The sequence below is a fragment of the Myceligenerans xiligouense genome (assembly GCF_003814695.1).
Classification (GTDB): domain Bacteria; phylum Actinomycetota; class Actinomycetes; order Actinomycetales; family Cellulomonadaceae; genus Myceligenerans; species Myceligenerans xiligouense.
In genome coordinates this window covers 2083219-2102128 of the sequence record NZ_RKQZ01000001.1, presented here as the reverse complement: position 1 = coordinate 2102128, position 18910 = coordinate 2083219, and the positions used below count along the sequence as shown (strand labels likewise).

The following is an 18910-nucleotide window of genomic DNA, read 5'->3' as shown; positions in this document are numbered from 1 at the left end:
GCATGGCCGCGTTCGGGCCATGGTCTTCTCGGTACTCAGGCTATGCCCGCCCACAGGCATGACGCGCTGTGGGCGGGTACAACGTCAGGTGAACTTTCTGTCGGCGCCCTGGGGTCAGGCCCGTAGGGCGTGGGTGCGGGGGCGCACCGGGGCGGGCAGCTCGGTGCCGCCCGCCAGGTACTCGTCCACCGCGGCGGCCGCGGCGCGGCCCTCCGCGATGGCCCACACGATGAGCGACTGCCCGCGACCCGCGTCACCGGCCACGAACACGCCCGGCAGACTGGCAGCGTAGTCCTCACCGCGCGCCACGAGGCCGCGGTCGGTGATCTCGATGCCGGTCTGCTCCTCGAGCGGTTGCGTCTCCGGCCCGGTGAAGCCCATCGCGATCAGGACCAGGTCGGCCGGGATCTCCCGCTCGGTGCCGGCCCGGGGGCCACGCCCGCCGCCCGGCAGGTACTCCGTCTCGGCGACCTTGAGCGAGCGCACCCGGCCCTCGCCGTCGTCGGTGAACTCGACGGTCGAGGCGAGGTACTTCCGCTCGCCGCCCTCCTCGTGGGAGGTGGAGACCTCGAACAGGATCGGGTCGGTCGGCCACGGCTGGTTCGCGGGGCGATCGATCGGCGGCTTGCGGCCGATGGCGAGCGTCGTGACGCTCGCGGCGCCCTGGCGCAGCGCGGTGCCGACGCAGTCGGAGCCGGTGTCGCCGCCGCCGATGACGACGACGTGCCGGCCCGCGGCCGACGGCGCGTCCTCCGGCAGCGCCGGCAGCTCTCCGTCCTCCCCGGCCCGCGCGACCACGTGGTTCTGCGGCGTGAGGAAGTCCATCGCGAAGTGCACGCCGTCCAGGTCCCGGCCGGGCAGGGGCAGGTCGCGCGGGACGGTCGCGCCCGTGGCGACGACGATCGCGTCGAACCGGCGGCGCAGCGCGTCCCACGAGATGTCCCGGCCGATCTCCACGCCGGGCCGGAAGCGCGTGCCCTCGGCCTCCATCTGCGCCAGACGGCGGTCGATGTGCCACTTCTCCAGCTTGAAGTCCGGGATGCCGTACCGCAGCAGGCCGCCGATCGCGTCGTCCCGCTCGTACACGACGACGGTGTGCCCGGCACGCGTGAGCTGCTGCGCCGCGGCGAGCCCGGCCGGGCCGGAGCCGACGACGGCGACCGTGGAGTCGGTCAGCCGCTCGGGCACGTGCGGGGTGACGAGCCCGCGCGCGAACGCCTCGTCGATGATGGACACCTCGACGTTCTTGATCGTCACGGCCGGCTGGTTGATGCCCAGCACGCACGAGGTCTCGCACGGGGCGGGGCACACGCGCCCGGTGAACTCCGGGAAGTTGTTGGTCGCGTGCAGACGGTCGATGGCGTCGCCCCACTGGCCGCGCCACACGAGGTCGTTCCACTCGGGGATGAGGTTGCCCAGCGGGCAGCCCTGGTGGCAGAACGGGATGCCGCAGTCCATGCAGCGCCCGGCCTGCTCCTTGAGGAAGGGCTGGCCGTCGACCCGCACGTCGTGCGTGTCCTTCCAGTCCAGCAGTCGCACCTCGACGGGACGGTTCGGCGGGAGCTCCCGCTCCGTCACCTTCAGAAACCCACGCGGGTCAGCCACGAGCCACCTCCATGATCCGGTCCCACTGCGCGGGGTCCCACTCGTTCTCGTCCAGATGATGCGTCGCCAGTGCCTCGCGCACGCGGGCCCAGCCGGGAGGCAGGACGCGCGTGAAGCGCTCGCGCGCGTTCGCGTCCTCCAGCAGCTCGCCGGCGACGAGCGAGCCCGTCTCGGCCCGGTGCCGCTCCAGCAGGTCGCGGACCGTGTCCCAGTCGTCGTCGTCGAGCGGCGCCAGGGACAGCTCGCCCGCGGCGAGCGCGGCGGCGTTCGTCGCGCCGTCGCGCAGGTTCAGCACGTACGCGACGCCGCCGGACATGCCCGCGCCGACGTTCCGGCCGGTCGGGCCCAGCACCAGCACGGTGCCGCCCGTCATGTACTCGCAGGCGTGGTCGCCCACACCCTCGGTGACCAGCGTGGCGCCGGAGTTGCGCACGCCGAAGCGCTCGCCGACCCGCCCGCGCAGGAACACCTCGCCGGACGTGGCGCCGTACCCGATGACGTTGCCGGCGATGACGTTGGCCGCGCCGTCGAGCACCGCGGCCCGGTCGGGGCGCACCACGATCCGGCCGCCCGAGAGACCCTTGCCCAGGTAGTCGTTGGCGTCGCCGTACAGGCGCAAGGTGACGCCGCGGGGGACGAACGCGCCGAACGACTGTCCGGCCGACCCGGTGAGGGTCACGTCGATCGTGCCGTCCGGCAGGCCCTCGCCGCCGTACCGCTTGGTCACCTCGTGCCCCAGCAGCGTGCCCACCGTGCGGTTGACGTTGCGCACCGACAACTGCACGCTCACCGGCTCGCCGCGCTCCAGGGCGGGCCCGGCGGCCGAGATCAGCTGGTTGTCGAGCGCACGGTCCAGGCCGTGGTCCTGCTCCTGGGTGCGGTGCAGGGCGGAGCCGGCGGGCGGCTCGATGTGCTCCAGCACCGGGCCGAGGTCGAGGCCCTGCGCCTTCCAGTGGTCCACGGCCTTGCGGGTGTCCAGCACCCGCACGTGGCCCACCGCCTCCTCCAGGGAGCGGAAGCCGAGCGCCGCGAGGTGCTCGCGGACCTCCTGGGCGATGAACTCGAAGAAGTTCACGACGAACTCCGGCTTGCCCGTGAACCGCTTGCGCAGCTCCGGGTTCTGCGTCGCCACGCCGACCGGGCAGGTGTCCAGGTGGCACACGCGCATCATGACGCAGCCCGAGACGACCATCGGCGCCGTGGCGAAGCCGTACTCCTCCGCGCCGAGCAGCGCGGCCACGACGACGTCCCGGCCGGTCTTCATCTGGCCGTCCACCTGGACGGTGATGCGGTCGCGCAGGTTGTTCAGGACAAGCGTCTGCTGGGTCTCGGCCAGGCCGATCTCCCACGGCGTGCCCGCGTGCTTGAGCGACGTCAGCGGGGACGCCCCGGTGCCGCCGTCGTGCCCCGAGATGAGGACGACGTCCGCCCTCGCCTTGGACACGCCCGTGGCGACCGTGCCGACGCCGAACTCGCTCACGAGCTTGACGTGGATCCGCGCGGCCGGGTTGGCGTTCTTGGCGTCGTGGATGAGCTGCTTGAGGTCCTCGATCGAGTAGATGTCGTGGTGCGGCGGCGGCGAGATGAGGCCGACGCCGGGCGTCGAGTGCCGGGTGCGCGCCACCCACGGGTAGACCTTGTTGCCGGGCAGCTGCCCGCCCTCGCCCGGCTTGGCGCCCTGGGCGAGCTTGATCTGGATGTCGTCCGCGTTGGTCAGGTACTCCGACGTCACGCCGAAGCGGCCCGAGGCGATCTGCTTGACCTTGCTGCGACGCTCGGCGTCGTAGAGCCGCTCGGGGTTCTCGCCGCCCTCGCCCGTGTTGGAACGGCCGCCCAGCCGGTTCATCGCGATCGCGAGCGTCTCGTGGGCCTCCGCGGAGATGGAGCCGTAGGACATCGCGCCGGTGTTGAACCGCTTGACGATCTCGGACACGGGCTCGACCTCGTCGATCGGCACCGGCTCGCGGTCCGGGCTGAAGCGCAGCAGGCCGCGCAGGGTCATGAGCCGCTGGGACTGCTCGTCCACCCGGCGGGTGTACTGGCGGAAGACGTCCATCCGCCCTTCCCGCGTGGCGTGCTGCAGGCGGAACACCGTCTCGGGGTCGAAGAGGTGCTCCTCGCCGTCGCGGCGCCACTGGTACTCGCCGCCCGTGGTGAGCCGGTCGGCCGGGCCGCGGTTGCCCGAGCGGGGGTACGCCTCGGCGTGCCGCGCCGCGGTCTCGGCCGCGATGACGTCGAGCCCGATGCCGCCCAGGCGCGACGTCGTGCCGGTGAAGTAGTTCTCCACGAGCTCGTGCGAGAGGCCGACGGCCTCGAAGATCTGGGCGCCCCGGTAGGACATGATCGTGGAGATGCCCATCTTGGACATCACCTTGAGCACGCCCTTGCCGAGGGCCTTGATGAGGTTCCCGACCGCGGCGGTGGGGGTCACTCCGAGGTAGCCGCGCTGGGCCAGGTCCTCCACCGTCTCCATCGCGAGGTACGGGTTGACCGCCGCGGCGCCGTACCCGATCAGGAGCGCGACGTGGTGCACCTCGCGCACGTCACCGGCCTCGACCACGAGCGAGACCCGGGTACGGGTGTGCTTGCGCACCAGGTGGTGGTGCACGGCGCTGGTCAGCAGCAGCGACGGGATCGGGGCGAGCTCGGCGGTCGAGTGCCGGTCGGACAGCACGATGAAGCTCGCGCCGGCCTCCACGTGGGCGTCGACCTCGGCGAAGATCTCCTCGAGGCGGGCGTGCAGCGCCGCTCCCCCGCCCGACACGTCGTACAGCCCGCGCACCACCTCGCTGCGGAAGATGCCCTCGAGCTGCGGGTCCCGGTCGACGTGCACGATCTTGGCGAGCTTGTCGTTGTCGAGCACCGGGAAGCCGACGACGAGCTTGCGCGCGTGCTCCGGCAGGTCGGCGAGCAGGTTCGGCTCCGGGCCGATGGCGCTGCCGATCGACGTCACCAGCTCCTCGCGGATGGCGTCCAGCGGCGGGTTCGTCACCTGCGCGAACATCTGCGTGAAGTAGTCGAACAGCAGGCGCGGGCGCTGCGAGAGCACCGCGATCGGGGTGTCGGACCCCATCGCGCCGAGCGGTTCGGCGCCCGAGGACGCCATCGGGGTCAGGAGGACCTTCAGCTCCTCCTCCGTGTACCCGAAGGCACGCTGGCGGCGGCGCACGGACGCCGTGCTGTGCGCGACGTGCTCCCGCTCGGGCAGGTCGTCCAGGTGCACGGACTGCTCGTCGATCCACTGGCGGTACGGGTGACGGGTGGCGAGGCCCGTCTTGACCTCGTCGTCCTCGACGATCCGGCCCGACCCGGTGTCGACCAGGAACATCCTGCCGGGCTCGAGGCGGCCCTTGCGCACCACCGAGGCGGGGTCGATGTCGAGCACGCCGGCCTCGGAGGCGAGGACCACCAGGCCGTCGTCGGTCACCCAGAACCGGCCCGGACGCAGGCCGTTGCGGTCCAGCACGGCGCCGATCAGCTCGCCGTCGGTGAACGTCAGGGCGGCCGGGCCGTCCCACGGCTCGATCAGGTTGGCGTTGTACTCGTAGAACGCACGCCGGTCGGCGTCCATCTCGGTGTGGTTCTCCCACGCCTCCGGCACCATCATCAGCACCGCGTGCGGCAGGGAGCGGCCGGACAGGTGCAGCAGCTCCAGCACCTCGTCGAAGCTCGCCGAGTCGCTCGCGCCGGGCGAGCACACCGGGCGGAGCTGGTCGAAGTCGCCGAGCACGTCCGAGGCCATGGTGCCCTCGCGGGCGGCCACCCAGTTGCGGTTGCCGCGCACGGTGTTGATCTCGCCGTTGTGGGCGATCGTGCGGAACGGCTGGGCCAGGGGCCAGGACGGGAACGTGTTCGTGGAGAACCGCGAGTGCACGAGCGCGATCTCCGTCGCGTAGCGCGGATCCTGCAGGTCCCCGAAGAACGGCTCGAGCTGGGCGGTGGTGAGCATGCCCTTGTACGTGACGGTCCGCGCGGACAGCGACGCGAAGTACAGGTCCAGCTCCCGTTCGGCGCGCTTGCGCAGGCGGTAGCAGCGCCGGTCGAGGTCGATGCCGCCGAGCTCACGGGACGGGTCGGCCACCACGAGCTGGCGGAACACCGGCATGGTGGCGCGGGCCGTGGGGCCCACCATCGAGGCGTCGACCGGGACGTCCCGCCAGGCGAGCACGTCGAGCTTCTCCTCGGCCGCGAGGGCCTCGACGCGCGCGACCACCTGGTCGCGCTCCGCCTCGTCCGTGGGCAGGAACGCCATCCCGATGGCGTACTTGCCGGCGGGCGGCAGCTCGCCGTCCACCACGTCCCGCAGGAACGCGTCGGGGATCTGCGTCAGGATGCCCGCGCCGTCACCGGTGTCCTCCTCCGCGCCGACGGCGCCGCGGTGGTCGAGGTTCAGCAGAGCGGTCAGACCGGCGTCCACGATGTCACGTCCGGGCGTGCCGCGGAGCGTGGCGACGAACGCCACACCGCAGGCATCATGCTCCGCGGACGGGTCGTAGAGCCCTCGGGCTTCGGTCCGGTGCAACGGCATGGTCATGGATCCTCACAGACGTCCGGGCACGCCGGACGCACATCGAACTGGTCACCGGGGCGCCGTCGGCCCGGAATCGGACTGGGCGCGTCACCGATGGGTGGTCGGTCGCTCACGCCCTTCGCATGGTCTCGGGTACCGGCCCGGTGGTGGCCGGACCCGGTTCCCGTTCCACCGATTCCTCCCGCTGAGGAAACCGGCGTGCCAGGACTGCCGAGACTGCCAGAGCCACGAGGCCCAGGACCACCGACGTCCAGACATTGAGCCGGAGACCCAGCAGGATCTCCGTCTCGTCGATCCGCATCATCTCGATCCAGACCCGGCCGAGAGTGTAGAGCACGACGTACGCCCAGAATACCCGGCCATGACCGAACTTGAACCGCCGGTCGAGGAAAAGTAGAACTCCGGCCGCCGCGAGGTACCACAGGATCTCGTACGCGAAGGTCGGGTGGAAGGTGGTGCCCTCGGGGTAGGCGACACCCGTGGCGGGGTTCGTCACGAGATGCTCCCGCGCGATCTCCACGGCCCAGGGCAGGTCGGTGGGCGGGCCGTACAGCTCCTGGTTGAACCAGCTGCCCAGGCGCCCGACCGCCTGCCCCAGGAACAGGCCCGGCGCCAGCGCGTCGGCGAACGAGGAGAGCCGCAGGCCACGCGTCCGGCAGCCGATCCAGGCGCCCAGCGCGCCGAACGCCAGCGCGCCCCAGAAGGACAGGCCGCCCTCCCAGACGCGCAGCGCGGCGAGCGGATCGGCGCCGGGCCCGAAGTAGGTGCCGGGCAGGGACAGCACGTGGTGGACCCGCGCGCCGACGATGCCGAACGGCACCATCCAGAACGCCAGGTTCACGACGTCCCACGGGTCACCGCCGCGCGCCCGCCAGCGCGACATCGTGACCCACGCCGCCACCACGATCCCCGCCAGCAGCGCCACCGCGTACGCCCGGACCGGGACGACGCCCAGGTACCAGGTGTGCTCGGGCGGGCTGGGCAGGCTCGCGGGAAGCCACGACGGGATCACGTATGCTCCGGGGTGCTCGGCGGCGGGTCAGTGCGCGCCGTGCGCGGCACGTGCCGACCGTACCCCGGAAGCCAGGTCACGGGTGACCCCGGCCAGATTCCTGAGACGTTCCTCCCACGGCTCGTCCCCGAGCAGGGGCCGCACGAGGGCCGAACCGACGATCACGCCGTCGGCCCAGCGGCCCACCTCGGCGGCCTGAGCCCCCGTGGACACGCCGATCCCGACGCAGACGTGCTCCGCGCCCGCCGCCCGCGTGTCGGTCACCAGGCTCTCGGCCCGGTCCCCCACGCTGGTCCGCACGCCCGTGACACCCATGAGCGACGCCGCGTAGACGAACCCGCGCGACGCGCGCGCGGTGAGCGCCAGCCGGTCCGGCGTGGAGCTCGGCGCCACGAGGAACACCCGGTCCAGGCCGAGCTCGTCGCTCGCGGCGATCCAGTCGCCGGCCTCGTCGGGGATCAGGTCCGGCGTGATGAGCCCGGAGCCGCCCGCGGCGGCCAGGTCCGTGGCGAACTCCCGGACACCGTGCCGCAGCACCGGGTTCCAGTACGTCATCACCAGCACGGCGACGTGGGGCGCGTGCTCCCGGATCCGCCGCACCGCCTCGAAGACGTGCGCCACCCGGACGCCGGCGTCCAGCGCGACCTGGGCCGCCTCCTGGATCACGAGGCCGTCCATCACGGGGTCCGAGTACGGGATACCCAGCTCGATGACGTCCACCCCGTTGTCGGTGAGCGTCAGCAGAGCCTCGACCGACCGCTCCACGTCCGGGAACCCCACGGGAAGGTAGCCCACCAGCGCGGGCCGGTTCTCCTCGTCGCGCAGACGCGCGATCAGCTCACCGGTGCGTGGCGCGAGACCTGCCGCGCCGCCGGGCCCGGTCACCGGGCTCGTCGAGACCTTCACCCTCGTCCCTCCATCTTCTCCAGCTCCTGTGCCGCGGCTCCGTCGTCCAGCAGCCCGAACCATCGCGCGGCCGTGGCCACGTCCTTGTCGCCGCGGCCCGACAGGTTCACGAGGATCGTGTACGGCGCGCCGTCCGGGCCGGTCCGGCCCTCGGACACCGCGCGCCGGCCCAGCCTCAGGGCGCCCGCCAGCGCGTGTGCCGACTCGATGGCGGGAATGATGCCCTCCGTGCGGCACAGGAGGCGGAACGCGTCCATCGCCTCGACGTCGGTCACGGGCTCGTACTCCGCCCGGCCCAGGTCGTGCAGCCACGAGTGCGCCGGGCCGACGCTGGGGTAGTCCAGCCCCGCCGACACCGAGTGGCTGGGGCGGGTCTGTCCGTCGTCGTCCTGCAGCAGGTAGGAGCGGGCGCCGTGCAGCACGCCGGGCGAGCCGCCGGAGAACCGCGCGGCGTGCCGGCCGGTCTCGACGCCCTCGCCGCCGGCCTCGAAGCCGTACAGCGCCACGCCCTCGTCGTCCAGGAACGCGTTGAAGATGCCGAGCGCGTTCGAACCGCCGCCCACGCACGCCGCGACCACGTCCGGCAGCCGGCCCGTGCGCTCCAGCAGCTGCTCGCGCGCCTCCTCGCCGATGATGCGGTGGAACTGCCGCACCATCTCCGGGAACGGGTGCGGCCCGGTGACGGTGCCCAGCACGTAGTGCGTGTGCTCGACGTTCGTCACCCAGTCCCGCAGCGCCTCGTTGATCGCGTCCTTCAGGGTGCGCGTGCCGGCCGTCACCGGCACCACCTCGGCGCCGAGCAGCCGCATCCGGGCGACGTTCAGCGCCTGCCGGCGCGTGTCCTCCTCGCCCATGTAGATGACGCACTCGAGGTCCATCAGGGCGGCGGCGGTGGCGGTGGCGACGCCGTGCTGGCCCGCCCCGGTCTCCGCGATCACGCGGCGCTTGCCCATGCGCTTGACCAGCAGCGCCTGGCCCAGCACGTTGTTGATCTTGTGCGAGCCGGTGTGGTTCAGGTCCTCGCGCTTGAGCAGCACGCGCACGCCCGGGTGCGACGCGCCGGGACGCTCCTCGCCCGTCGCGTGCGCCGCGAAGCGCTGCACCTCGGTCAGCGGGCTCGGCCGACCGGTGTACTCGCGGTGCAGCCGGGCGAGCTCGGCCCCGAACGCCGGGTCGCCGGCGGCCTTCGCGTACTCGGTCTCCAGCTCGTCGAGGGCCGCGATGAGCGCCTCCGGCACGAACCGGCCGCCGAACTCACCGAAGTACGGCCCGGTCACGTCCGCCAGGCGTTCGGCCAGGCTCATGGGTGCTCTCCTTTGCGGTGCTGCGGTCTCGTCGTTCTCGTCGTTCTCATCGCCGACGACGGCCGTCGTGGCCGTGTCCGTCGTGCGCGACGGTGTCGTGCGAGGTCAGGGGCGGCCGCCTCATGAGGGACGCACGGACCGCAGCGACGGGTGAGCGCCCGCGGCCACGAGGTCCGCCACCGAGGCGCGGGGCGCCTCGCCCGTCACGAGGGCCTCGCCCACGAGGACGGCGTCGGCCCCCGCCCGCGCCATCTCCATGACGTCCCGGGGACCGCCGATGCCGGACTCCGCGATCCGCACCACGTCGTCCGGGACGTAGGGGGCGAGCCGCTGGAACACCGTCATGTCGATCTCGAGGGTCTTGAGGTTGCGGTGGTTGATGCCCACGACGCGGGCGCCGGCGTCCAGCGCGCGGCGCACCTCCTCCAGGTCGTGGGCCTCGACCAGCGCGGTCATGCCGAGGGAGTGCACGCGCTCGATCAGCGACGTCAGCACCGTCTGCTCGAGCGCGGCCACGATGAGGAGCACGATGTCGGCGCCGTGCGCGCGGGCCTCCCACACCTGGTACGGCGTGACGACGAAGTCCTTGCGCAGCACGGGCACGTCCACGCGGGCGCGCACGTCGTCCAGGTCCGCCAGCGACCCGGAGAACCGGCGCTGCTCCGTGAGCACGGAGATCGCCGCCGCGCCTCCGCGCGCGTACTCGACCGCGAGCGCGGCCGGGTCGGTGATGGGGGCGAGTGATCCCTTGGACGGGCTGGACCGCTTCACCTCGGCGATGACGGCGACGGCCTCGGGGTCCTTGAGCCGGCCGACGGCGTCGAGCGCGCCGGGGACGCGCTGCGCCTTCTCCTTCAGGTCGTCGAGCGGTGTGCGCGCCTTACGCTCCGCGAGGTCCTCGAGGACCCCTGCGACGATGTCGTCCAGGACCGCCATACGTGTGCCTCCCGTGCGCTTGCCTGAGCTGCGGTGTCCGCTCCGCGGTTCATCGTAGGACGTCGCGGGCGGTGTCCCGGTCACTTGCCACCTGTCGGGACGGTGTGTGTTCCCAGCATGGACCATGCGGACCATCCGGGCAGCCCGGAACTCCCGCGCGGCCGGCGAAGTCCGTGGTCCGTGGCCCGTGAGGATCGGGCGTCACGAGCACCGCGTGGGGCCTCCGCGGGCGCCGGCGTCAGAGCCAGGGCGTCAGGTACGGGACCAGCGGCGGGAGGTTGCGCAGCACGCCGAAGGCCACCAGGGACCACAGAAGGGCCCAGGGCGTCCAGGACGGGAGGCGGGGGCCCGCCCGCCCGCGCGCCCGGCGCAGCAACCAGACCGCCCACAGCGCCACCAGCGCCGGTGCCAGCAGCACCCACAGCGGGTTCATCGCCCACGCGCCCGCCAGGTCGAGGTGCGCCAGCTCGGACGTCCCGCGCAGGCCCCCGCACAGCGGACACGCCCATCCGGTGAACACCAGCAGCGGGCAGAAGCCGTAGCTGTTCGGTTCGTGCGGGGTGCGCAACGCCAGCAGCAGCGTTCCCGCGCCGACCGCGCCGGCCGTGACCAGGGGCGCCCGCAGGCGCTGACGCAGCGGCGGCGGAGCACCGTCCGCCCGGGCCGGGACGTGCTCGCCCCGCGCCACCACGACGGTCGTCGCCGGCTCGGTCATCGGCCGTCCGCCACCATGAGGTAGGCGATCACGCCGGCGCCGACCAGCGTCACGGCCACCGACGCCCAGCCCAGCAGGACGCCCGCCATCGCGACGTTCTCGTTGTCGGCCTCGCCGGCCCGTACCGCGCGGCGGCCGTCGTTGCCGACCAGGATCGCCGGGACGCCGGTCAGGACGCCCAGGAAGAGCAGGAACGACGCACCGCCGAGCACGAGGGACCAGACGCCCAGCGAGTTGCGTGCCCGGCCGGGCGCCGTCCCGCTCATCGCTGCCCCAGGCCCATCCCTCTGAGCACGCCGCCCACCACGAGGCTGCCGACGCAGACCACCAGGCCGACCCAGAACATCCAGAATCCGCCGTCCACGACGACGCCCACCGCCGACAGCAGGGCGCCGACCATGATGCCGGTCATCGTGACCCAAGCGGCCACCGTGTGCCCGTGGTTGTCCGGCGGGGCGGCCTCCGGCAGGTAGGCGACCTCGGTGGCTGCGGACTGGTTCTCGGTCATCGTGGTGTGGTGCCTTTCGACGTCAGAATTCCGGACGGCCCTGCCGCCCCGGCCCAGCCTATCGGTCATCGCGCGTCGGGTCCTCGCCACGGCTGAGGGCGTCCCAGTCGCCGGCCGGGTCGGGCTCGTCCCCGGCGGCCGGTCCGCTCACGGGCGCGGCCTCCGCGGATCCGGGCCCTGTCGCCGCTCCGGCGGCGTCGGGTGTTCCGGGAGCGCCGGCGGAGGTGCCCTCGCCCCGCGCGCCGCCGCGCTCGTGGCGGCGGGAGGCGGCGGGCCAGCGGCGGGCCGCGAGAACCGCCGCGACCGCCACCAGGACCGCGAGCGCGCCCGCGACCGCCGTCGTCCACGGCCAGGGGGACAGGACGACGGGAGCGGTCAGGTCGGTGACGCCGGTGGTCTCGGCGGCCGCCGACGTGCCCGCGGCGCCCGGGTCGGCGACGACGGCGAGCGCGCCGGCGGTGACGCCCACCCCGGCGAGCGCGGCGACCGCGAGGACGACGTACCGGCCCGCACGGCCGGTCAGGGCGAGCGCGGGCCCGCAGGCGAGCAGCACGAGCGCGGCGGCGCCCACCACCGGGGCGGCCTCGGCGCCGGTGGCCGCCACGGCGACGTCGGGCCGCAGGGCCGTCGCCACCTCGGTGGTCACCCAGGTGGCGGACGTCGTCGCGAGCGCTCCGCCGCCGAGGGCGAGGAGCGCCCAGAGCGCGCGGGAGCGGGTCAGCGCGGTGGGCTTGCGCCGGGTGTGCGGGGTCGTGGCCGCGGGATCGCTCATGCCGGACGGAACCTCGCGGCGAGCTGGACGGCGCGCACGGCGGCGGCGGCCTTGTTGCGTGACTCCTCGTACTCGAGGCGGGGAACGGAGTCGGCGACGATCCCGGCGCCGGCCTGCACGTGGGCGCGACCGCCGGAGATCATCGCGGTGCGGATGGCGATGGCCATGTCCATGTCGCCGTCGAAGTCGAAGTAGCCGACGGTGCCGCCGTAGATGCCGCGCGAGGCGGGTTCGAGCTCGTCGATGAGCGCGATGGCCCGGGGCTTCGGCGCGCCGGAGAGGGTTCCGGCCGGGAACGTGGCGCGGAGCGCGTCCAGCGCGGTGGCGGTGCCGCGGAGCCGGCCCACCACCGTGGAGCACAGGTGCATGATGTGGCTGAAGCGGCGCACCCGCATGAACTCCACCACCTCCACGGAGGTGGGTTCGCAGACCTTGACGAGGTCGTTGCGGGACAGGTCCACGAGCATGAGGTGCTCGGCGCGCTCCTTCGGGTCGGCGAGCAGTTCCTCGCCCAGCGCCACGTCCTCCTCGGGGTGGGTGCCGCGCGGGCGGGACCCGGCGATCGGATAGGTGGTGACGTGGCCGTCGCTCACCTTGACGAGCGTCTCGGGACTGGAGCCGACGACGGCGACCGGGCGCGCCCCGGAGTCCTGCAGCCGGAAGTAGTACATGTACGGGCTCGGGTTGATCGTGCGCAGCGCGCGGTACACGTCGAGCGGGTCGGCCGGGCAGTCCAGGTCGAGGCGCTGGGACAGGACGACCTGGAAGACCTCGCCGTCGCGGATGGCCTCCTTGGCGGTGGCCACGGCGTCCTCGAACTCCTGGCGGGTGGAGCGGAACTCGAGGGCGGGCTCGACGGGGACGGGCTCGCCGGGCGCCGCCGGGTCGACGATCGTGGTGACCGGCGGCGTCCCGGCCGCGAGGCGGGCCTGCATCGCGTCGATCCGGGCGACGGCGTCGGCGTGGGCCTCGTCGACCCGCTCCGCGGTGCCGTCCCCGTTGATCGCGTTGGCGACGAGCCACACCGTGCCTTCCCGGTGGTCCACCACCGCGAGGTCCGTGGCCAGGCAGAGCGCCAGCTCGGGGGCGTGCAGCTCGTCGGGGGCGTCCGCGGGCAGCGTGGGCTCCCAGTGGCGCACGACGTCCCAGCCCAGCGACCCCGCCAGGCCGCCGGTGAAGGGCGGGAGGTTGGCGAGGCGCGGGGTGCGCAGCGCTTCCAGGGTGGCCCGTACGACGTCGAGCACGTCGCCCTCGGCCGGGATCCCGACGGGGACGTCCCCGGCCCAGTGCGCGCGGCCCTCGGCCGACGTCAGGACGGCGCGGGAGGACACGCCCACGAACGACCAGCGGGACCACTCGCCCGTCGCCTCGGCCGACTCCATGATGAACGAGCCCGCGCCGGCCGCGAGGGTGCGGTAGAGGCCCACGGGCGTGGTGTCGTCGGCGAGCACCTTGCGGACCACGGGGATGACGCGGCGGTCGGGGGCGAGCGCGCGGAAGTCGGCGAGGCCGGGCCAGGTGTCGCCCCAGGCGAGGTCGGCGGGGGCGCCGGCGGGCGCGGGGGCGGTCGTCTGCCGGGTCACCGGTCGTCCTCCCGGTCGCCGGCCGGGCCGGCCGCGGTGGTGCGGGCTCCGGCGCCCGCCGTCGTGGGCTCCGGTCCGGCCGGTACGGCGCCGAGGTCGCCCCCCGCGTCGAAGCACGTGCGAGCGCCGGTGTGGCAGGCGGCGCCGACCTGGTCGACCTCGACGAGCAGGGTGTCGCCGTCGCAGTCGATGCTCACCGCCTTCACGTGCTGCACGTGACCCGAGGTGTCGCCCTTGCGCCAGTACTCGCCGCGCGAGCGCGACCAGAAGGTCACGCGGCCGGACGTCAGGGTGCGATGCAGCGCCTCGTCGTCCATCCAGCCGAGCATGAGCACCTCGCGGGTGTCGTGCTGCTGGACGATCGCGGCCACGAGTCCGGCGTCGTCCCGCTTCAGCCGGTCGGCGATCGTAGGATCGAGCCCAGGGCTCGGGGGATTCTCGGAACTGGAACCTTGCACAGGAGAATCCTGCCACCTACGAGGGGGTGAGGCTGCGGTCCCGCGTGCGATACCGCAGCAGGTCGCCCTCGAACACCACCCGGCCGGGCAGCGAGAGCAGCGTCTGCGGCCGCACCTGGCCGCGCGGGACGCGCAGGTCGCACACGCCGGCCTGGTGCAGGACGTGGTAGACGAACTCGGAGCAGAAGAACCGGTAGGCGTCCTCCCTGGTGCGGCCGGTGACGTGGTCGAGCAGCCCCGCGAAGTTGTACCGGTAGCGGTGCCCGTCCAGCAGGAACGCCTCCACCTGGGCCAGCACGCCGTCGTGCTGCGCCCCCGTCACCGGCACCTCCAGGACCAGCCCGGGCAGGCTGCCCAGCCGCTCGTACAGGGGGTCGTCCAGGCGCTCCCGCCGGAAGCAGCCCGACAGGGGGTTGGCCGGGCTGCGCCGCCCGAACCCGAACATGTACTCCAGGCCCGGGTCGAGGGCCAGCGCGGCATGTGTCAGCCGATCCCCGGTCATGACGCCGATGAGCCGGGACGGCACCGTACTGCTGCGGGACAGCACCACGTACACCGCGCGCCGCGGGCGACCCAGGCCGCGGAGGATCTGGGGTCCACCGGGAGAGTCGGGAACTGCCGCGGGGCGGGGGATGTCGATGACGCTCACGCGCAGACGCTAGCCTGACGGTCACCACACTGACCAGGCGGTACGCCGAAACTCCGGGTGCCTTCCGGGGAATACCCGGAGTCACCGCGTCTGCGACACCCAGCTCTCGTGCATGCGGGAGTAGATCCCGCCCGCGGCGGCCAGCTCGGCGTGCGGGCCCGTCTCGACGATCTCGCCCGCGTCGACCACCACCACCAGGTCCGCCGCCTCCGCGGTGGAGAGCCGGTGCGCGATCGTGATCGTCGACCGGCCGGCGGTCAGGGAGTCCAGCGCGCGGGCGATCCGCACCTCGGCCGCCGGGTCCACCGCCGACGTCGCCTCGTCCAGCACGAGCAGGTCCGGTGCCGCGAGGAAGGCCCGCGCGATCGCGACGAGCTGCCGCTCCCCCGCGCTGAGCGCCTCACCACGCTGGCCGACCTGGGTGTCGAGCCCGTCGGGAAGGGTCTCGACCCAGTCGGTCAGCCCGAGCTCCGCGAAGGCGCCGGCGACGACGGCACGCGCCTCGCCCGGTCCGCCCCGCGTCGTCGTACCCGCGGAGCCGCGCAGCCCGTACGCCGCGTTCTCCAGCACGGTCCCGTCGAACAGGAACCCCTCCTGCGGCACCAGCACCACCCGCTCGCGCAGCGACGCGAACGAGACCTTGCGCAGGTCGGTGCCGTCGAGCTCGACCGTCCCGTCCACCGGGTCCATGAGCCGGGTGACGAGCTTGGCGATCGTCGTCTTGCCGGAACCGGTCTGCCCGACGACGGCGACCTTGGTGCGCGGCGGCAGGTCGAGCGAGACGCCGTGCAGCACGTCCGGGCCACCGGAGTACGCGAACCGGACGTCGCGCAGCGTGACGCGGGCCGGCCCGCGCGGCAGGTCGACGGCATCGGGGGCCTCGGTCACCTCCACGGGCGTCTCGACGACCGCGATCACGCGGCGCCAGCCCGCCACCGCGTTCTGCATCTCGTTGAGGATCTCGGTCCCCATCTGCACCGGGCCGGTGAACAGCTGCACGAGGAAGAGGAACGCGACGACCTCGCCCGCGCTCAGCGCGCCGCCGATGCCGAGCCAGGCGCCCAGCACCACCACGACGGCCAGGACCAGGTTGGCGACGAACACCCCCGACGAGAACACGACCGCGACGAGCTCCATGGAACGCCGCTGCGCCCGCCGGGTCGCCTCGACGGCCCCCGAGATCCGCCGCCCGGTGCGCTCGGACACGCCGTACGCGCGCACGGTCTCGGCGCCTACCACGGACTCGCTGATCGCGCCCAGCATCGCCCCGACCCGCTCGCGCACGAGCGTGTAGGCGGCGTTCACCTTGCGCTGCCCCACCCGCATGAACAGGAACATCGGCACGAAGCACACCCACACCACGACCGTCAGCACCGGTGAGTACCAGGCCATCAGCGCCGTCGCGACGAGGATCTGCAGGACGCTGACCAGCAGCATGATCCCGCCCCACTGCACGAACAGCGAGATGGTGTCGACGTCGTTGGTCACTCGGGCCACCAGCGCGCCGCGCCGCTCGGTGTTCTGCGTGAGGGTCGACAGGTCGTGCACGTGCCGGAACGCCCGCGTGCGCAGCGTCGCCAGCCCGGCCTCCGTGGAGCGGAACAGACGCACGTTGACCAGGGCGGCGCACACCCCGGCCAGGACCAGGCCCACCGCGGCGAGCGCGGCGAGCGTGACCACGCGGCCCGCGTCCGGACCGTCCGCGGCGAGGATGCCGTCGTCGATGGTGCGCTGCACGGCCAGCGGCACGACGACCTTGCCGCCCGCGGCGAGCAGCGCCAGGGCGAGGGTGATCCACACCCCGTCGAGCATCTCCGGGGAGAGCTGGATGCCGCGGCGCAGGGTGGCGAAGACCCCGAGGCCGCTCACCGACTCGATGCGCGCGCCGTTGGCGTCGAGGACGTCCTCGGCGGTGCCCGGCTTCGCCGTGGTGGTGCTCATCGGGCCGCCTCCTGCAGTTCGTCGTCGCGGTCGGCCTGCTCCGCGGCCTTCTCCCGGCGCTCCGCCTCGACCTGGTAGGCCGTGGCGAGCTCGCGGTAGCCGGCGTCGCGGGCCATGAGGTCCTCGTGCGGCCCGACGTCGACCACGCCCCCGTCGTCGAGGTGCACCACGGTGTCGGCGAGCGCGACGGAGCTCATCCGGTAGGCGACCATGATCACCGTGGTGCCCGCGGGGGCGTCGTCGTGCCCCGGCGCCCCGGCGGAGCGCTCGGCGAGGCCGCGCAGGATCGCCTGCTCGACCCGCGGGTCGACCGCGCTCGTGGCGTCGTCGAGCACGAGCAGGCGCGGACGGCGCACCAGCGCGCGGGCGATGGCGAGGCGCTGGCGCTGGCCGCCCGAGAGGTTGGCACCGCGCTCGCCGAGCGGGGCGTCCAGGCCGTCGGGGTGCGCACGGATCGTGTCGTCGAGCCGGGCGAGCCGCAGCGCCTCCCAGACCTGGTCGTCCGACGGCGCGCCGTCCGCCCCCTGGTCCGCGAGCGTGATGTTGGCGCGCACGGAGTCCTCGAACACGAACGTGCTCTGCGTGACGAGGGCGACCTGCGAGGGGATCTCGCCGGCGGCGAGGTCGCGGGCGTCGGCGCCGTCGAGCAGGATGCGCCCGTGCGTGGGGTCCGACAGGCGCGCGAGCAGGGAGACGAGCGTGGTCTTGCCCGCGCCCGTCGGGCCGACGACGGCGACCGTCGCGCCCGGCGCCACCGTCAGGTCCACGCCCTCCAGGAGCGTGCGGGTCCCGCTCACCAGCCCGGTGGTCGCGACGTCGACCCCGACGTGCTCGAACCGCACCTCCAGGCCGGAGTCGGACACGGGCAGCCGGCCGGTGCCGTAGGCCAGCTCGCCCTCCGCGTCGACGGCCTCCGAGATGCGGTCGTAGCCCACGAGCGCGCGCGGCAGCTCGCCGAGCACCCAGCCGAACGCCATGAGCGGCACCGTCATCATGGTGAGCAGGTAGGCGGCGCTCACGACGTCGCCGGCCTCGACGTCGCCCGTGGTGGCGCGCCACGTACCGACGGCGAGCACGGCGAGCGTGCCGAGCGCGGGAAGGTTCTGGATCACCGGGTCGAAGATCGCGCGCACCACGCCGACGCGCACGTTGGCGGCGCGCAGGTCACCCGCCGTGGCGGCGAAGCGGGACTCCTCGCGGCCCTCGGTTCCGAGGGCCTTGACCAGGAGCGCGGCCTCGAAGGACTCGTGCGCGACATCCGCCACGTCACCGCGCAGCTGCTGCGCCCGGGTGACGGCCGGGGACATGAAGCGCTGGTAGATGGTGTTGGCCACGACGGTGACCGGGAAGATCACGAGTGCGGCCAGGGCCAGCCACGGGTCGATGGAGAAGAGCATCACCATGGCGGTGGCGATCATGACGACGACGCCGAGCGCGAACGGCAGGGGGTTGAACACGCCGTTCGCGGCCTCGGCGTCCGAGGTGGTGTGGTTGAGGAGCTGCCCGGCGGGGTGCGCGCGGTGCCAGGACACCGGCAGGCGCAGGTACTGCGTGGTCAGGGCGCTGCGGTGGTCGGCGATGTTGTCGGCGAACCCGTAGCCCGCCCACACGCGCCGTCCGGCCACGGACAGGGCCAGCGTGAGGGCGACGACGCCGAGGACGACGCCCGCGACCCAGATGCGCTCCCGCGCCCCGGCGTCACCGGCGATGGCGGGGACGACGACGGCGTCGGTGGCCCAGCCCACGGCCCGGCTGACACCCACGGTCATGGCACCGAACAGCGCCGAGGCGGCCACCGCCAGGACGTAGGTGCCGGCGTGGGCCCGCATACCGCGCCACATCAGGACGAGCGAGCGGCGCGTGCGCGAGCCCGTCAGCGTCATCGGCCGGGGATGGCGACCGGGCCGGTGGGTACCGGGGGCCGGGTCGCCGGCGGCGTCCGAGGGGGTGGCTCTGGGCGCGGCTGAGGGCACGGCGAGACCTCGTTTCC

Annotated in this window: 15 protein-coding genes; all 15 read right to left on the bottom strand. The window is 73.6% G+C overall.

Annotated features, from left to right (window positions below; translation table 11 throughout):
* Window positions 1-114: 114 nt before the first annotated feature.
* Complete coding sequence (locus EDD34_RS09000) at window positions 115-1605, bottom strand: glutamate synthase subunit beta (RefSeq protein WP_123814259.1); 1491 nt, start codon at window positions 1603-1605, stop codon at window positions 115-117.
* Complete coding sequence (gene gltB / locus EDD34_RS08995; RefSeq protein WP_123814258.1) at window positions 1598-6139, bottom strand: glutamate synthase large subunit; 4542 nt, start codon at window positions 6137-6139, stop codon at window positions 1598-1600. Before gltB ends, EDD34_RS09000 begins: the two co-directional genes overlap by 8 nt.
* Before the next feature lie 106 nt (window positions 6140-6245).
* Window positions 6246-7148 carry a prolipoprotein diacylglyceryl transferase gene (lgt, locus tag EDD34_RS08990; protein WP_342774818.1) on the bottom strand — a complete coding sequence of 301 codons (903 nt, stop codon included), beginning with the start codon at window positions 7146-7148 and terminating at the stop codon, window positions 6246-6248.
* 27 nt (window positions 7149-7175) lie between these two features.
* Entirely contained in the window at window positions 7176-8054 is an 879-nt protein-coding gene (gene trpA, locus EDD34_RS08985) for a tryptophan synthase subunit alpha (protein WP_425462349.1), read from the bottom strand.
* Entirely contained in the window at window positions 8051-9358 is a 1308-nt protein-coding gene (gene trpB / locus EDD34_RS08980; protein WP_123814256.1) for a tryptophan synthase subunit beta, read from the bottom strand. The genes trpA and trpB overlap by 4 nt, the downstream gene beginning before the upstream one ends.
* Before the next feature lie 120 nt (window positions 9359-9478).
* Complete coding sequence (gene trpC / locus EDD34_RS08975) at window positions 9479-10294, bottom strand: indole-3-glycerol phosphate synthase TrpC (protein WP_123814255.1); 816 nt, start codon at window positions 10292-10294, stop codon at window positions 9479-9481.
* Window positions 10295-10532: 238 nt separating this feature from the next.
* Complete coding sequence (locus tag EDD34_RS08970) at window positions 10533-11009, bottom strand: DUF2752 domain-containing protein (RefSeq protein ID WP_123814254.1); 477 nt, start codon at window positions 11007-11009, stop codon at window positions 10533-10535.
* Complete coding sequence (locus tag EDD34_RS08965; RefSeq protein ID WP_123814253.1) at window positions 11006-11275, bottom strand: DUF4190 domain-containing protein; 270 nt, start codon at window positions 11273-11275, stop codon at window positions 11006-11008. Before EDD34_RS08965 ends, EDD34_RS08970 begins: the two co-directional genes overlap by 4 nt.
* On the bottom strand, window positions 11272-11517 hold the full coding sequence (locus EDD34_RS08960) for an HGxxPAAW family protein (protein ID WP_123814252.1): 246 nt from the start codon (window positions 11515-11517) through the stop codon (window positions 11272-11274). The genes EDD34_RS08965 and EDD34_RS08960 overlap by 4 nt, the downstream gene beginning before the upstream one ends.
* A 58-nt stretch (window positions 11518-11575) precedes the next feature.
* A complete protein-coding gene (locus EDD34_RS08955) occupies window positions 11576-12289 on the bottom strand; it encodes a Trp biosynthesis-associated membrane protein (RefSeq protein WP_123814251.1) in 714 nt (237 codons plus the stop codon).
* Complete coding sequence (locus tag EDD34_RS08950) at window positions 12286-13872, bottom strand: anthranilate synthase component I (protein ID WP_123814250.1); 1587 nt, start codon at window positions 13870-13872, stop codon at window positions 12286-12288. The genes EDD34_RS08955 and EDD34_RS08950 overlap by 4 nt, the downstream gene beginning before the upstream one ends.
* A complete protein-coding gene (gene hisI / locus EDD34_RS08945; RefSeq protein ID WP_123814249.1) occupies window positions 13869-14330 on the bottom strand; it encodes a phosphoribosyl-AMP cyclohydrolase in 462 nt (153 codons plus the stop codon). Before hisI ends, EDD34_RS08950 begins: the two co-directional genes overlap by 4 nt.
* A 16-nt stretch (window positions 14331-14346) precedes the next feature.
* Window positions 14347-14979 carry a hypothetical protein gene (locus EDD34_RS08940; RefSeq protein WP_123814248.1) on the bottom strand — a complete coding sequence of 211 codons (633 nt, stop codon included), beginning with the start codon at window positions 14977-14979 and terminating at the stop codon, window positions 14347-14349.
* A gap of 81 nt (window positions 14980-15060) precedes the next feature.
* A complete protein-coding gene (locus tag EDD34_RS08935; RefSeq protein WP_123814247.1) occupies window positions 15061-16920 on the bottom strand; it encodes an ABC transporter ATP-binding protein in 1860 nt (619 codons plus the stop codon).
* Window positions 16917-18803: an ABC transporter ATP-binding protein gene (locus tag EDD34_RS08930; RefSeq protein ID WP_170177018.1), complete on the bottom strand. Its 1887-nt coding sequence runs from the start codon at window positions 18801-18803 to the stop codon at window positions 16917-16919. Before EDD34_RS08930 ends, EDD34_RS08935 begins: the two co-directional genes overlap by 4 nt.
* Between the last annotated feature and the right edge of the window lie 107 nt (window positions 18804-18910).

Excerpts from the sequence above, each read along its gene's own strand:
- trpB (WP_123814256.1), bottom strand. The coding sequence starts at position 9,358 with ATGAGCCTGGCCGAACGCCTGGCGGACGTGACCGGGCCGTACTTCGGT.
- trpC (WP_123814255.1), bottom strand. The coding sequence starts at position 10,294 with ATGGCGGTCCTGGACGACATCGTCGCAGGGGTCCTCGAGGACCTCGCG.
- EDD34_RS08955 (WP_123814251.1), bottom strand. The coding sequence starts at position 12,289 with ATGAGCGATCCCGCGGCCACGACCCCGCACACCCGGCGCAAGCCCACC.
- gltB (WP_123814258.1), bottom strand. The coding sequence starts at position 6,139 with ATGACCATGCCGTTGCACCGGACCGAAGCCCGAGGGCTCTACGACCCG.
- EDD34_RS08960 (WP_123814252.1), bottom strand. The coding sequence starts at position 11,517 with ATGACCGAGAACCAGTCCGCAGCCACCGAGGTCGCCTACCTGCCGGAG.
- EDD34_RS08935 (WP_123814247.1), bottom strand. The coding sequence starts at position 16,920 with ATGAGCACCACCACGGCGAAGCCGGGCACCGCCGAGGACGTCCTCGAC.
- EDD34_RS08970 (WP_123814254.1), bottom strand. The coding sequence starts at position 11,009 with ATGACCGAGCCGGCGACGACCGTCGTGGTGGCGCGGGGCGAGCACGTC.
- EDD34_RS08965 (WP_123814253.1), bottom strand. The coding sequence starts at position 11,275 with ATGAGCGGGACGGCGCCCGGCCGGGCACGCAACTCGCTGGGCGTCTGG.
- EDD34_RS08930 (WP_170177018.1), bottom strand. The coding sequence starts at position 18,803 with ATGACGCTGACGGGCTCGCGCACGCGCCGCTCGCTCGTCCTGATGTGG.